The sequence below is a fragment of the Jeongeupia sp. HS-3 genome (assembly GCF_015140455.1).
Classification (GTDB): Bacteria; Pseudomonadota; Gammaproteobacteria; order Burkholderiales; family Chitinibacteraceae; genus Jeongeupia.
Genome location: NZ_AP024094.1, coordinates 566,545 through 581,073, shown reverse-complemented (window position 1 = coordinate 581,073; position 14,529 = coordinate 566,545). Strand labels below are relative to the sequence as shown.

The 14,529-nt window shown below is 64.4% G+C and carries 12 protein-coding genes; 3 read left to right on the top strand and 9 right to left on the bottom strand.

Annotated features, from left to right (window positions below):
• Positions 1-885 precede the first annotated feature (885 nt).
• The gene (gene mgtA / locus JLC71_RS02735) at positions 886-3,585 is read left to right on the top strand and encodes a magnesium-translocating P-type ATPase (protein ID WP_200917153.1); all 2,700 of its coding nucleotides are present in this window, start codon (positions 886-888) and stop codon (positions 3,583-3,585) included.
• Positions 3,586-3,777: 192 nt separating this feature from the next.
• Positions 3,778-4,494 carry an MgtC/SapB family protein gene (locus tag JLC71_RS02730; RefSeq protein ID WP_200917152.1) on the top strand — a complete coding sequence of 239 codons (717 nt, stop codon included), beginning with the start codon at positions 3,778-3,780 and terminating at the stop codon, positions 4,492-4,494.
• 28 nt (positions 4,495-4,522) lie between these two features.
• Here the strand turns inward: JLC71_RS02730 and JLC71_RS02725 are convergent, their stop codons facing one another.
• On the bottom strand, positions 4,523-5,080 hold the full coding sequence (locus JLC71_RS02725; protein WP_200917151.1) for a glutaredoxin family protein: 558 nt from the start codon (positions 5,078-5,080) through the stop codon (positions 4,523-4,525).
• Positions 5,081-5,241: 161 nt separating this feature from the next.
• On the bottom strand, positions 5,242-6,246 hold the full coding sequence (locus tag JLC71_RS02720) for an LLM class flavin-dependent oxidoreductase (protein WP_200917150.1): 1,005 nt from the start codon (positions 6,244-6,246) through the stop codon (positions 5,242-5,244).
• Between the two features lie 118 nt (positions 6,247-6,364).
• Here JLC71_RS02720 and JLC71_RS02715 point away from each other — a divergent pair, with 118 nt between their 5' ends.
• Positions 6,365-7,216, top strand: a complete 852-nt coding sequence (locus tag JLC71_RS02715) for a carboxylate/amino acid/amine transporter (protein ID WP_200917149.1) — start codon at positions 6,365-6,367, stop codon at positions 7,214-7,216.
• An 86-nt stretch (positions 7,217-7,302) separates the two neighbouring features.
• Here the strand turns inward: JLC71_RS02715 and JLC71_RS02710 are convergent, their stop codons facing one another.
• The 7 genes from JLC71_RS02710 to JLC71_RS02680 form a co-directional block, all read right to left on the bottom strand.
• Positions 7,303-8,115, bottom strand: coding sequence for a siderophore-interacting protein (locus JLC71_RS02710; RefSeq protein WP_200917148.1), 813 nt, complete (start codon positions 8,113-8,115; stop codon positions 7,303-7,305).
• A 70-nt stretch (positions 8,116-8,185) separates the two neighbouring features.
• Entirely contained in the window at positions 8,186-8,671 is a 486-nt protein-coding gene (locus JLC71_RS02705; RefSeq protein ID WP_200917147.1) for a PadR family transcriptional regulator, read from the bottom strand.
• A gap of 250 nt (positions 8,672-8,921) precedes the next feature.
• A complete protein-coding gene (locus JLC71_RS02700) occupies positions 8,922-9,722 on the bottom strand; it encodes an ABC transporter ATP-binding protein (protein ID WP_200917146.1) in 801 nt (266 codons plus the stop codon).
• Entirely contained in the window at positions 9,722-10,789 is a 1,068-nt protein-coding gene (locus JLC71_RS02695; RefSeq protein WP_200917145.1) for a FecCD family ABC transporter permease, read from the bottom strand. The genes JLC71_RS02700 and JLC71_RS02695 overlap by 1 nt, the downstream gene beginning before the upstream one ends.
• Complete coding sequence (locus tag JLC71_RS02690; protein ID WP_236250953.1) at positions 10,786-11,913, bottom strand: ABC transporter substrate-binding protein; 1,128 nt, start codon at positions 11,911-11,913, stop codon at positions 10,786-10,788. Before JLC71_RS02690 ends, JLC71_RS02695 begins: the two co-directional genes overlap by 4 nt.
• An 88-nt stretch (positions 11,914-12,001) precedes the next feature.
• Complete coding sequence (locus JLC71_RS02685; RefSeq protein ID WP_200917144.1) at positions 12,002-12,310, bottom strand: DUF2218 domain-containing protein; 309 nt, start codon at positions 12,308-12,310, stop codon at positions 12,002-12,004.
• A 75-nt stretch (positions 12,311-12,385) separates the two neighbouring features.
• Positions 12,386-14,446, bottom strand: coding sequence for a TonB-dependent receptor domain-containing protein (locus JLC71_RS02680; RefSeq protein WP_200917143.1), 2,061 nt, complete (start codon positions 14,444-14,446; stop codon positions 12,386-12,388).
• Positions 14,447-14,529: the final 83 nt, after the last annotated feature.

Here is a 14,529-nt window from a genome sequence, read left to right as displayed (position 1 = left end):
TGCCTATGAAACGTGATCTGAAGCGGCCGAGGCTGTGACCTTCCAGCCTGTCTTGTTGTGCAAGCCGCCAGTATTACCGGAAATGCAGGCACTGCAAATGTGGATTATTCGGGTCCGTTTGGCCTTGTACCGGCAAGCCGCCAAAGCCTGCAACAACACTTGCATCTGACCGCGGGTGCGAGCATGCCCGCAGGCGAAAGCCGGGACGGGCCGGCACCGGAATGCGCAGATGACAAAGCCCGCCCTCAGGACCCCGCCGAATAATTCACGCAACTTGCCGTCAAGTTCAGCGAAAAAGTAATTTTAAAGCTGCAATTACCGCCATCATCCGATCGGCACCGGGTTGCCACGCGGGCGATTTCCAGCGACTGAGCACCGATATTTCAAACCGCAATTTTTACCAAGCCCGGCAAAAAGGCTGGACAAAACCGACGCCATTGGCTTACCTTCCGCCGGTCTTTCGTAGATGGAGTTCCCTCGTGGAAAGTGGTTCTAGTAGCCGATCTTGCATCGGTCGCTAGCGGCGAGGTCAACGCAGGTCTTCCCCTGCCGCTGCCCTTGCCGATCTGGCGGGTAGTGGCGTCTTCGAGTCCAACGGGCTCGTACTCCCCTTCCTGAATTTTTGTTAGTTCGTGTCGCCATCGGCGATGACGGCTTGCGTCCGGCTTTGCGCCGCGAACAAACCCCTGCTGCCTGCGTTGCACTCACTGGCCGTACTCTCCTTGTACTGTCTGCGTTTCGCGCGCCTTGCCAGCACCGCTTCGCTGGGGTTTGTTAGCGGCTTTGACGGGTACCGCAAGAAGCGCTGCTGCGCCCGTTGTCTGCCCGCGTCGGCACGACCCGTACAAGCCGGGCGCCGTCGTGCGTCCCGGCCGGGGAAGTACTATGCGTTTTGATTTCATCAAACTGCGCGTTCTCGCGTTTCTGCAAAAAGGGCTCTCGGCCCGACAACTGCGGCGGCTGGCGTTGCTCGACCTGCTGCGTGGCGATGCCGTCGGCCGGTCGGTGTCGTCGCAACTGTCCGAGCGGTTGATCGCCCTCTCCCACCTCGTCCCGGCCGCGGCACTGAAACGGCTCGACAGCCGCAACGACGGCCTCGCAAGCGCGGAAGCCGACGCCAAGCGCGATCGCACCGGCCCGAACGAGGTCGCACACGAAAAACCGATGCCGTGGTGGACTCACCTGTGGCTGTGCTACCGCAACCCGTTCAACGTACTGCTGACCGTGCTCGCGCTGATCTCGGCGGCGACCGACGACATGCAGGCAACCGTCGTCATCGCCACCATGGTCGGCATCTCGACGGTACTGCGCTTCGTGCAGGAAAAGCGCTCGACCACCGCCGCCGACCGGCTCAAGGCCATGGTCAGCAACACCGCGACGGTGCTGCGCGATGGCGCCCGGCTGGAACTGCCGATTCGTGACCTGGTGCCGGGCGATATCGTCCAGCTCTCGGCCGGCGACATGATTCCGGCCGATCTGCGCATCCTGACCGCCAAGGACCTGTTCGTCAGTCAGGCCGCGCTGACCGGCGAATCGCTGCCGGTCGAGAAGTTCGCCGACCAGCTTGAGCACGCCGAGCGCAATCCGCTGGCGCTGGCCAATCTGTGCTTCATGGGCACCAACGTCGTCAGCGGCTCGGCCACCGCGCTCGTCGTCGGCACCGGCAACCAAACCTATTTTGGCGCGCTGGCCGAAAAGGTCACCGCGCAGGATCGCACGCCGACGCAGTTTCAGACCGGTGTGAACAAGGTCAGCTGGGTGCTGATCCGCTTCATGTTCGTGATGACGCCGCTGGTGCTGTTCATCAACGGTTTCACCAAGGGCGACTGGACCGAGGCGGCACTGTTCGCACTGTCGATCGCCGTCGGCCTGACGCCGGAAATGCTGCCGATGATCGTCACGTCGACGCTGGCCAAGGGCGCGGTGGTGCTGAGCCGCAAGAAGGTGATCGTCAAGCGGCTCGACGCGATCCAGAACTTCGGTGCGATGGACATCCTCTGCACCGACAAGACCGGCACGCTGACGCAGGACCGGATCGCGCTCGAACGCCACACCGACGCTTGGGGCGAGCGCTGCGACACGGTGCTCGACATGGCCTATCTGAACAGCGCCTACCAGACCGGGCTGAAGAACCTGCTCGACGTCGCCGTACTCGAACACGCCGAACTACAGGCCGAATTCAACGCCGACCACGGCTGGGAGAAGGTCGACGAAGTGCCGTTCGATTTCGTCCGCCGCCGGATGTCGGTCGTCGTCAAACAGCGTGACGACCAGCAGTTGCTGATCTGCAAGGGTGCGCTCGAGGAAGTGCTCGCCGCGTGCACCCGCGTGCGCCGCGGCGACGAGACGCTGCCGCTTTCCGCCGGCCTGCTGGCGCAGATCCGCGAGGTTGCGGCCGGGCTGAACCGCGAAGGGCTGCGCGTCGTCGCCGTCGCCAGCAAGCCGGTGCCGCTCGATGTGACCAACTACGGTGTCGCCGACGAGCGCGAACTGGTGCTCGCCGGTTACATCGCCTTCCTCGATCCGCCGAAGGAAAGCACCGCGCCGGCGCTGAAGACGCTGAAGGCCAACGGTGTCGAGGTCAAGGTGCTGACCGGCGACAACGAACTGGTGACGCTCAAGGTCTGCCGCGAGGTCGGGCTGAAGGTGAACGGCGTCGTGCTTGGCGACAAGATCGACGCGATGAGCGATCTGCAATTGTCCGCCGTGGCCGAGACCGCAACGGTGTTCGCCAAGCTGACGCCGATGCACAAGGAGCGCATCGTCCGGCTGCTGCGCGAGCGCGGCCACGTCGTCGGCTTCATGGGTGACGGTATCAACGACGCGCCGGCGCTGCGCGCCGCCGACATCGGCATCTCGGTCGATAGCGCGGTCGATATCGCCAAGGAAGCGGCCGATCTGATCCTGCTGGAAAAAAGCCTGATGGTGCTCGAGGAAGGCGTGATCGAAGGCCGCAAGACCTTCGCCAATATGCTCAAGTACATCAAGATGACCGCCAGCTCGAACTTCGGCAACGTCTTCAGCGTGCTGGTCGCCAGCGCCTTCATCCCCTTCCTGCCGATGCTGCCGATGCATCTCTTGGTGCAGAACCTGCTGTACGACATCTCGCAGATCGCGATTCCGTTCGACAACGTCGACGACGAGCTGCTGAAGAAGCCGCAGCGCTGGAACCCGGACGAGCTGTCGCGCTTCATGGTGTTCTTCGGCCCGATCAGCTCGATCTTCGACATCACCACCTTCGTCGTGATGTGGAATGTGTTCGGCGCCAATTCGCCCGAGCACCAGACGCTGTTCCAGTCCGGCTGGTTCGTCGTCGGCCTGCTGTCGCAGACGCTGATCGTGCACATGATCCGCACGCGCAAGATCCCGTTCATCCAGAGCCGCGCCGCCTGGCCGCTACTATTGATGACGGCGGTGATCATGGCGATCGGCATCTTTCTGCCGATGGGCCCGCTGGCCGGCTACTTCAAGCTGCAGGCGCTGCCGCTCTCGTACTTCCCGTGGCTGGTCGGCATCCTGGTCTGCTACATGACACTGACGCAGTTGATGAAGGGGTTCTACGCCCGCCGCTACGGCTGGCAATAAGGCCCTGCAAATGAAACGCTGCTGGCGGCGCTGTGCGCACTCGCTGTACTAAACGTACTGTCTATCGTGCACACGCCTTGCCAGCACCGCTGCGCTGCGTTTCATTCGCAGCGCCACGCAGAGACTGTCATCAAACATCCACATAATAAGAACGGCGGTGCAGTGATCTGCGCCGCCTCATTGGAGCTGCCCATGCAAGCCATCATTCAATTCAACCTGCCGGCGCTGCTCGATTCGCTCGTCAGCCTGATCACCGCCTTCGTACTCGGCTCGGTGATCGGGTTCGAGCGCCAGTACCGCCAGCGCACCGCCGGGCTGCGCACCAATACCCTCGTCGCCGTCGGCGCGGCGATCTTCGTCGACATGGCGTACCGACTCGACGGCAGCGGCGGCGCAGTGCGCGTCGTCGCCTACGTGGTGTCGGGCGTCGGCTTTCTCGGCGCCGGCACGATCATGAAGGAAGGCCTGAACGTGCGCGGACTGAACACCGCGGCAACGCTGTGGGGATCGGCCGCGGTCGGCGCTTGCGCCGGCGCCGACCTGATTGCCGAGGCGGTGCTCGCCGCCGGCTTCGTCATTGCCTCGAACACGCTGCTACGCCCGGTCGTCAACGCGATCAACCGGATGCCGATCGATGATCAGCGCAGCGAAGTCACTTACCAGTTGTGCATGATTGTCGCGGACGAGCGGCAGAAGCAGATGCTGGTCGAGCTTGAAGCGCTGCTCGAACAGGCCGACTACCCGCTCGGCGATCTCGAGATCGAGCCGTTCGGCGACGACGACGTCGAGATCACCGCCACGCTGCAATCGACATCGGTCGATTCGGCCCAGCTCGAACGCATCAGCAGCCATCTGGTGGCGCGGCCTTATGTGAAGCAGGTGTTCTGGAACGCCAGCACGACCGAATAGGCGCAGCGCGCACTGCGCCGGCGCGCTTTTACTTCAAAAGCGCAAGGAACTGCTCGGTATCGAAGCCTTCCTTCATCGGCTGGCCGCGCACCAGCAGGAAGGGCACGCCGTTCGCGCCCAGTGCCTGCATCTGGCTGGCGCATTCGGGCCACTGTTCGGCGTCGCACTCGTCAAACGCAAAGCCATACTGATTCAGCCATGCCTTGGCTTGGGCGCAGTAGGGGCAATGCGTGGTGGTGTACATCACCACATCACCGGGTTTGACCGTACCCGCCAGCCGGGCCAGTTCATCGGTTGACGGATTCTGGCCCGCGCTGGCGCTGGTGCTTTCGGTGCCGTCGTACTTGGCCAAGCCGAACTTGATACCGCTCCACGCCCCCCAGGCAATCACCGCACCCAGAATGAGCGCACCCCAGGGAATGCGCCGTGGTTCGGGTCTGGCCACGTAGCCGCTCGTCGCAAGCCGTGGCGTGTTCAACGCCTCGGCGGCCTTGTTGTAAGCCACACCGCAGTGAGGGCACTGCCAGTCGGGCACGGTGGCGTCGGGCGAGCGGGAGTGGCGGCATTTCGGGCAAATGGTCGTCATGGTGGGCGCGGGATGAAAATGGGATCGGAGCCGGCAGCGGGCCGACGAAGTCAGACATAACAATGACATCTAATTGACTAATGCTGTCATTTTTATCCACGAACGTCGTTTCAGAAAATCCGGCCGCAGCGATCAACACCCGGCGTTGCAAGTCGCGCCAATCAAGCCTTGTTGAACAGCCCTGCGAGTAATTCGTACGAGCGCTGTCGATGGGAAAAATCGTAAGCATCGCTGACCACAATCATCTCGTCGACCTGGGTCTGGTCGAGCAGTGCCTGCAATTGTCGCGCCACCGTTTCGGGCGAACCGATCGCCGATGCGGCCAGTCGCGCATTGACCTGCGCGGCCTCCAGCTCGTTCCACAGCCCGTCCATGGTTTCGACCGGCGCTTCGATCGGGCCGCGCTGATCACGGATCATCCGCAGCCAGCGCAGCTTCATCGACGTGGCGATATGGCTCGCCTGCGCATCACTATCGGCCGCCAGCACATTGACGCCCATCATCACGTACGGTTCGGCCAGCTGTTTGGACGGCCGGAACGTCTGCCGGTACAGCTCGATGCCGCGCAGCAGATAATCCGGGGCGAAGTGGCTGGCAAAGGCGAACGGCAGGCCGAGCTGACCGGCAAGCTGTGCGCTGTAAGAGCCCGAACCGAGTAGCCAGAGCGGGATATCCAGCCCTTCGCCCGGAATCGCCCGCACATGCTGGCCCGCACGGGGCGGCGCCAGATAGCCGCGCAGCTCGGCGACTTCGTCGGCGAACTCCTGCTCGTTGCCAACCAGATGCCGGCGCAGCGCCCTGGCGGTGACGCCGTCGGTGCCCGGCGCGCGGCCGAGGCCGAGGTCGATCCGGCCCGGATAAACCGATTCGAGCGTGCCGAACTGCTCGGCGATGATCAGCGGCGCGTGGTTGGGCAGCATCACCCCGCCCGAGCCGACGCGGATGCTGCGGGTATTGGCAGCGATCAGGCCGATCAGCACGCTGGTCGCCGAGCTGGCGATACCGTCGAGGTTGTGATGCTCGGCCAGCCAGAAGCGCGTGTAGCCAAGCCGTTCGGCCTGCTGCGCCAGCGCGACGCTGCGCGCGAATGCATCCGCCGCCGTACCGCCGCGAACGATGGTCGCGAGGTCGAGGATGGAGAAATTGATATCGGAAAGACGCTTCATGATGTTTGCTCGGTGAGGGCTCGATGCAGGGCGATCGGCTACAGGTGCCGACGATGATTGCAATTTCAAGCACCACCGTTACGGTATCATCGGCCGTTCATCACACACCGCCGCTGCCGTGCCCTCCCTCGCCACCATCACCGTCATCTGGGCGCTGTCGTTCAACCTGATCGGCGCCTTTCTCGCCGGCCGCATCGATGCCGATTTCGCCGTACTCACCCGCGTCGTGCTCGCCGGCGCGGTATTCCTGCCTTTCCTGCGCTGGCGCGCGGTTGTGCCGCCGCTCAGGCTCGGCCTGATCGCCGTCGGCGCGATGCAGTTCGGCGTCACCTATCTGTGCCTGTACCGGGCGTTCCGCTTCCTGACCGTGCCCGAGGTGCTGCTGTTCACGATCTTCACGCCGATCTACATCACGCTGATCGACGACGCAATGAGCCGCCGCTTCAAGCCGCGCGCACTGCTCGCGGCGCTGGTTGCGGTGATCGGCGCGGCCATCGTCCGCTACGACGCGCTGACCGGCGACTACCTCGCCGGCTTCCTGCTGCTGCAGCTGGCGAACCTGAGCTTTGCCGCCGGCCAGATCGGCTACAAGCACCTGCTGCGCCGCCACCCGAGCCCGCTGCCGCAACACGCCAGTTTCGGCTACTTCTTCATCGGCGCACTCCTCGTTGCGCTGCCGTCGTACCTCTTGTTCGGCAATCCAGCCAAACTGCCGACGACCGAGGCCCAGTGGGCGGTGCTGGTGTTTCTCGGCCTCGTATCGACCGCGCTCGGCTACTTCTGGTGGAACAAGGGCGCGTGCATGGTCGATGCCGGCCGGCTCGGCGCGATGAACAATATGCATATCCCGGTCGGCATCGCGATCAGCCTCGTCATCGGCCACCCGGAAGGCAGCGTGCCGCGAATGCTGCTCGGCGGCGCGGTGATTGCCTCATCGCTGCTACTGGCGCCAAGGAAAAACCCCGCCTGAGCGGGGTTCGAATCTACGACCTGCGCGACAGGAGCCCCGAGGACGCTGGCGCAAACCCGGTGCACGTAGCCAGCAGGGTCTTGGGCTCAGTCCTCGAGCGCGCTGTGGTGCGCCACGGCGCCGTGCTTCCAGTAGCTGGCGGCGCGGATGCGCTTCCTGTCGACGCCCTTCTCGTCGACCAGCACCTTGCGAATCGCGCCGATCACCGACAGCTCGGCAGCCGCCCAGACATACCCCTCGCCGTCCGGCAGCGCCAGCGCGCGCACCGCGTCAACCAGCCGCGCCGGCGTTCCGGCCGCTTCACCATTGCGGTGCAACCAGCTCAGCGAGACTTGCGCTTCGCTCGGCATGACGATCTCCTCGCCGGCACCGCCGACTTCGACGATGACGATCGCTTGGGCGCCGACCGGCAGCTCGGCCAGCCGGCGACCGATCGCCGGTAGCGCCGTTTCGTCGCCGATCAGCAGATACCAGTCGAAATCGTCCGGGACGACGAACGAGCCCTTGGGACCGGCCGTGCCGAGCGTCTGGCCGGGCCGGGCCTGTTCGGCCCAGCTTGCCGCCGGGCCGTCACCGTGCAGCGCAAAATCGATCACCAGCTCGCCGGCCACCGGGTCGAAGCTGCGCGGCGTGTAGTCGCGCGTGACCGGACGTTCGGCATCGTCGGCGTAAACCAGTCCGGACTCGTCAAGCGTCGGCAGCACCGGCGCCACCTGACCCGGCGTCGGGAAAAACAGCTTCACGTGGTCGTCGTGCGATGCCGACGTGAAGTCGCACAGCGATTCATCGGCAAAGGTCACGCGCAGCATGTGCGGCGCGATGCGTTCGGCCTTCCGTACCGTGATCAGCCGCATCTTCAGCGGATGGCGAACGCGGGTAACACTGTGTTTTTCTTGCATGTATTCATCCTTGTCTGATGGACGACGCGGCGCGTCTGGCCTGGGCCATTGATGGCCGCGTCAACAGGATTCAGCGCGGCCCATCGACGATCTCCCTCGCGGCGGTTTCGATTGCGGCGGCGGCGGCGGCGACCGATGCATCGGTCCAGCCGTGTTCGCGCAGCAGCAGCGCCTGCTTCAGCGTCTGCATCGCCTGCATCACCCGCTCGGGCGGCATATGGCCGGCCATGCGCCGCGCCATCAGCTCCATCCGCACCATCACGCCGTCGATGGTGTCGCGGTGGGCGACGATATACGCCTCGCCATCGGGCGTGACCGTGTAGCGGCGCTTGCCGTCGGTGTCGACCTCGCCCTTGAGCAGGCCCTGCTCGTCGAGCAAGGTCAGCGTCGGGTAGATCGCCCCCGGGCTCGGCGCGTAGTTGCCTCCGAACTTTTCTTCGATCACCTTGATGATCTCGTAACCGTGGCGCGGGCTTTGCGCCGTCAGTGCAAGCACCACCAGGCGCAGATCGCCATGATCGAACACGCGGCCACGGCGGCCGCCCCGACTTCCCATTTCGCCTCGCATGATGAAGCCCTCACAAGATATATCTAAAGATGCATCTTAAGATATATCTTAAAGAAGTTACTTGTCCAGCACTGACCGACAGAATGCAGAACGCCACCCGAAGGTGGCGTTCTTCGGTCGCGAAACGACAGAACCGGTTCACGATCTGTCGCGAGCGACGCTCAGTGGGGTGAAGCGCAGCGCAGGAACCGGAATTTACATAAGTAAATGAGGATTCCGAGCAGCACATGAGCCCCGATCAGCGGCGCGCAGCAAGATCGTGGGCTGGTTCGAGACCGTCGACCATGATCTGGCTGTACCCCTGCGAGCACGGCTCGACCCGCCCGCGCACGCCGTAGACCTCGGCCAGCGTCGCCGCGTTGATCACCGCATCGGGCCTGCCTTCGGCCACCAGCCGGCCTTCCTTGAGCAAGAGCGCCCGGTCGGTATGCCGCAAGGCGACGTTGAGGTCGTGCAGCACGATCACCGTGACCATGCCGCGCGCGCGCGTTTCCTGCCGCAGCAGGTCCATCACCTGGAACTGATGGTTCAGGTCGAGCGCCGACAAAGGTTCGTCGAGCAGCAGCACCTTCGGCGCGCGCACCAGCGCCTGCGCGATGCCGACGAGCTGGCGCTGGCCACCCGACAGCTCGCTCAGATAGCGCATCGCCAGATGGCCGATGGCCAGCCGGTCGAGCACCTGCAGCACTTCGGCGTGGTCGCCGCCGCGTGCCAGCCCGACCGCGGTCGCCTGGCGGGCGACGAGGATGGACTCGAACACGCGCAGGTGCACCGTCGGCGGCAAGGTCTGCGGCAGGTAGGCGATGTGGCGCGCCCGCGCGGCGAAATCGCCGTAGCCGAAGGTCTGGCCGTCGAACACCACCTTGCCGTCGCAGCGCACCAGGCCGGCGACGGCCTTGAGCAAGGTCGTCTTGCCGCAGCCGTTCGGGCCGAGCAAGGCGGTCACTTCGCCCGGCTGCAGCGCGGCGATGTTCAGCCCCGGAATCACCTCGCGGCGGCCGTAGCGGACGCGGACGTTTTGAATCGACAATGTCGTCATCATGCCCTCCCGCCGTGGCGGAACACGATCGCCATGAATAGCGGAATCCCCACCAGCGCGGTGACGATGCCGACCGGCACGATCACGCCCGGCACGATATTCTTCGACGCCACCGACGCCAGCGACATCACCACCGCACCGACCAGCGCGCTCGCCGGCAGGTAGAAACGGTGGTCCTCGCCGACGAGGCGACGTGCGATATGCGGCGCGATCAGGCCAATGAAGCCGATCGTGCCGACGAAGGACACCGCCAGCGCGGTCAAGAGGCTGATGCGCGTCAGCGAACCGAGCCGCAACCGGCGCACATCGACGCCGAAGCTCGCGGCTCTATCCTCGCCGAGCCGCAACGCGGTCAGCCGCCACGCATTGCGCATCGACCACGGCAGCAGCAGCGCACAGGCGGCAAACAGCGCGATCACCTTGGGCCAGGTCGCGCGCGACAGGCTGCCCATCGTCCACATGACCACGCCCTGCAGCGCCTCGGCGCTGGCCACGTACTTCAGCAGCGCCAGCAGCGCGTCGAAGCTGAAGAACAGCGCAATGCCGAACAGCACCACGCCCGAGGTGCTCATGCCGACGACGCGGGTGACGAAGTCGAGCAGCCATGCCGACAGCATGGCAAAAATGAAGGCGTTGACCGCGACGGCCCATTCGGGCGAAACGCCGGGAATGCTCAGGTCGAGCACCAGCGCCAGCGCGGCGCCGAACGCCGCCGCCTGCGACACGCCGAGCGTGAACGGGCTGGCCAGCGGGTTGTTCAGGATGGTCTGCATCTCGGCACCGGCCAGGCCCAGCGCCAGGCCGACCGCGACGGCGATCAGCGCATACGGCAGCCGGATGTCCCAGACGATGACCGCGGTGGCCGGGTCGGCCGCGGCACGGTCGAACAGCGCCCGGACCACATCGCCGATCGGCATGCCCGACGGGCCGATGGTGAAGTCGAGCAGCAAGGACGTAACGATCACTACCAGCAATGCGGCGATGATCGCGAGGCGTCGGCCCAGCAGGCGCTGGTAGCCGGCGACGGTGTCGGCCGGCTTCAGTACGTCAACTTCGGGTGCGCTCACCGGCCGTCCCCGGCGTCGACCCAGTACGTCCCCTGCGGCGTCACCGCCGGCAGGAAGTCCTTGTACATCGCCGCCCACGTCGCTTGCGGATCAAGCTTGGCAAACGCCGCCGGCTGCAGCCACTTGGCGAACTGCTGCACCAGTACGACGTGATACGGCGTGTTGTAGAAGTGGTGCCACGCGCCGTAGGACTTGCCGTTGCGCACCGCGCCGAGTGCGCCGAGCTGGGCACGGGTCGACGTGGCCTTGAGCGCGGCACGCGCGACATCGGCACTCACGTCCGGGCCGAACTTCAGCCCGAGCTTCGCATCTGGCGTACCGGCGCCGGTCGCGATGTAGACGGCCGGATTGGTCGCGATCACCTTCTCGAGGTTCACTTCACCGATTTCGGTGCTCAGGAGGCCGCTGCCGATATTGCTGCCGCCGGCTGCCTCGACCATCTCGCCCAGGCTGCCCTTGCCGGCGGTGTAGATACCGTCCATGGCACCGGCGCGCAGATCGAGAAAGGCCTTCGGCCGCTGCGCCGCCGGGATCGTTTTCACCGTATCGGTGACCAGCTTCATGTTCTGTTCGTAAAAACGGATGAACTTCTCGGCCTGTGCTTCGCGCTGCAGCGCCTTGCCCATCAGCCGCATGCTGGTCACGGTGTTTTCCATCGGCTTGAGCCGGAAATCGACGAAGATCACCGGGATCTTCGCGGCTTCGAGCTGCTTGACCAGCGGGTTGTGCACGCTCGGGCCGTGGCCGGCGAGGCTGAACACGGCGATATCGGGCCTGAGCGAGACGACCTTCTCGCCGCTGACCGACGCTTCGCTGGTCTTGCCGATCAGCGGGATCTTGTCGATCTCGGGGAATTTGGCGCGGTACTGGCCGTAGGTCTGTGGATCGAGCTGGCGGAAATCGCCCTGCCAGCCGGCGATGCGCGCGACCGGCTTGTCGCCTTCGAGCAGCGCCAGCGAGTAGAACAGGCGGCCTTCGCCGAGCAGGATGCGGTCGACCTTCTTCGGCAGCTCGACCTTGCGGCCGGCCAGATCGGTCACCGTGAGCGCATGCGCCTGTACGGCGACCAGCCCCATCGCGCACGCCAGCGCGATCCCGGTATGTTTCAGCCATCGCTGGACCATTGCTTCTCCTTGGATTTCTTTCTTGCAAATGAGAATGATTCTATACCGCATTTATAAACCAGGCGGCGGACATCGGGCTTGCGTCAGATCAAGCCGCCGTCACCGGTGGCCGCACGCCGGCGATCCACACAACCGGCAGCGGATTGGCACGGGTCATCAGCGCCAGGTGTTCGACCAGCACCGATTGCAGCCGGGCCAGCGCCTCGTCGTTCTGCGAATCGCAATCGAAGCGCAGCTCGGTCTCGCTGGCGCTCAAGGTACAGGTGCCGAAAGCGAACTCGGCACGGCCTTGGCGCTCGTCGAAATCGACCGGGATTTTCTTGGCAAAGTGTTTGCACAACTTGAACAGGAAACGGGCCGCATCGGGCGTGGCGACGGCGGCATGGGCTGCTGGCATGAAAGCCTCACTAGGAAATGGAAAAAGCCCGGAACCGGCTGAACGGTCGGCTCCGGGCAAGAGGGACCGTCGGGATCAGAAGCTGGCGTTGACGCTCAGCCAGTAACGGCGGCCTTCCTGCACCATCCAGTTGCCGTCGAGGCCACCGGTGCGGGTGCGGTCATCCACCGGCTCGATCTCGTCGGTGATGTTCAGCACGGTGAAGTTGGCCGTCAGGTACTTGTTGAAGGTGTAGCTGGCGCCAAGGTCGGCGGTGGTATACGCACTGGCTTCGCGCACGTTCATCGCACCGTTGCGGAACGCGGCCCAGTACTGCTTGCCGGTGTAGGTCACACGGGCAAAGGTGTTGAGCTTTTCCATCGGCGTCCAGTCGAGGCGCAGATTGGCCATGTGCTCCGGCGTCTTGTCGAGCGGACGGCCGTCGAGCGAGCCGCCATCGAACGCGGGTTCACCGCCACCTTCGCGCTTGGACTGGGTGTAGGTGTAGTTACCGCCGACCTTCCAGTCGCGGGCGAACGGCAAGGCACCACCGAGTTCGACACCCTTGATGTTGACCTTGTCGATGTTGTCGTACTTGTAGATCGTCAACGCCTTGTTGAAGGGATCCGGCACGCCGGTGTCGTAGCTGACGACCTTGTTCTTGAAGTCGTTGTTGAACAGCGTCAGGCTGGCGTTGGTGCCGTTCGGCGCGTCGTAACGGATGCCGATTTCCTCGGTGACGCTGGTTTCCGGTTCGAGATCCGGGTTGCCGCACAAGGAGCCGCGCTTTTGCGTACCGCCGCCCGAGGTCATGCAATAGCCGGCCGTGGTCTGACGCAGGCTCGGCGCCTTGAAGCCGCTGGCGGCGCCACCACGGACGGTGATGGTGTCGGTGACCTTGTAGACCGCGTACAGCCGCGGCGTCCAGTGGCTGCCGTAGCGTTCGTCGTTGTCGAGGCGCAGCCCGCCGGTCAGGCTGAGTTGCTCGGTCAGGTAATACTCGTCCTCGGCGAACAGCGCCCACACCTTGTTGCTCACCGAATTCGGGCTGACCGCATGGCCGGCCACGACCGACTCGCGGCTGATGCCGTCGAGCTTGTTGTCGTTGTATTGCGCACCCAGCTTGAGGATGTTGGTGTCGAACGGCAGGGTCACCAGACCGTCGAGCACCGTGTTGGTGATCTCGGGCTTGGATGCGCCCACGACACCGGCGGTCGTGGTGATCTGTTTGGCGATTTCCTGGTACAGCGCCACGGTCGTCGTGCCCCAGCCCCAGCGGCCGTTATGCGTCACCGCCCAGTTGGTGCGATCGTGCTCGGTCTTCAACGACGCGTCCTTGGGGCCGATCGACTCGCCCGGGGTGCTGGTATAGGTCAGCTCGTTGCGGCCGGCCTCGATCGTGATGTCCTGATCCTTGGTCGGCGTGATTGTCAGCTTGGCACCGTAGTTCAGGTTCTTGGTGCCACTGGTGCCTTCGGTCAGGCTGTTCGGGTAATAGATATTGTCTTCGCCGCGTTTGCTGTAGCCGCCATAGACCTGCAGCCCGAGCAGATCGTCCTTGAGCGGGCCGCCGAGCCAGAAGCTGCCTTCGCCGGTGTTGCCGTAGTTCGAGTCTTCCTGCAGCGTGCCGCCGCCCGTCACCGAACCGTGCCACGCCTTCTGCACCTTGCGGGTGATGATGTTGATCACGCCACCCATCGCATCCGAGCCGTACAGCGACGACATCGGCCCGCGCACGACCTCGATCCGCTCGATCGCCTCCATCGGCGGGATCTGGTAAGGCTGCACGCCGCCGGTGCCGCGGTTCATCGTCTCGCGGGTACTCTGGCGTTTGCCGTCGACGAGGATCAGCGTGTATTCGCCGGGCATGCCGCGGATCGAGATATCGGTTTCGTTGGGATCCGAACCGACAATGCTGACGCCTTCGACATGGCGGACCGCGTCCTCGAGACTGGTGAACGGCTGGCTTTCCAGCTGTTCGCGGGTGATCACCGAAATGCTCGCCGGTGCTTCCTTGATCTTCTGTTCGTAGCCGGCCGCGGTGACGACGACCGATTCGAGCCGCGTTTCGTTTTCTGCGGCCATGGCCGGTGCGGCGGCAGCGAACAGGGTGGCAATGACTAGCGGTAGGGGGGAGGACTTGAACGGGGGAATCATCTTCACACTCTCTGCAACATCTTGTATTTATTGCGACCGGCCCCATGCCGCTTCGCCACTCAAATGAGAATGATTTGCATTTG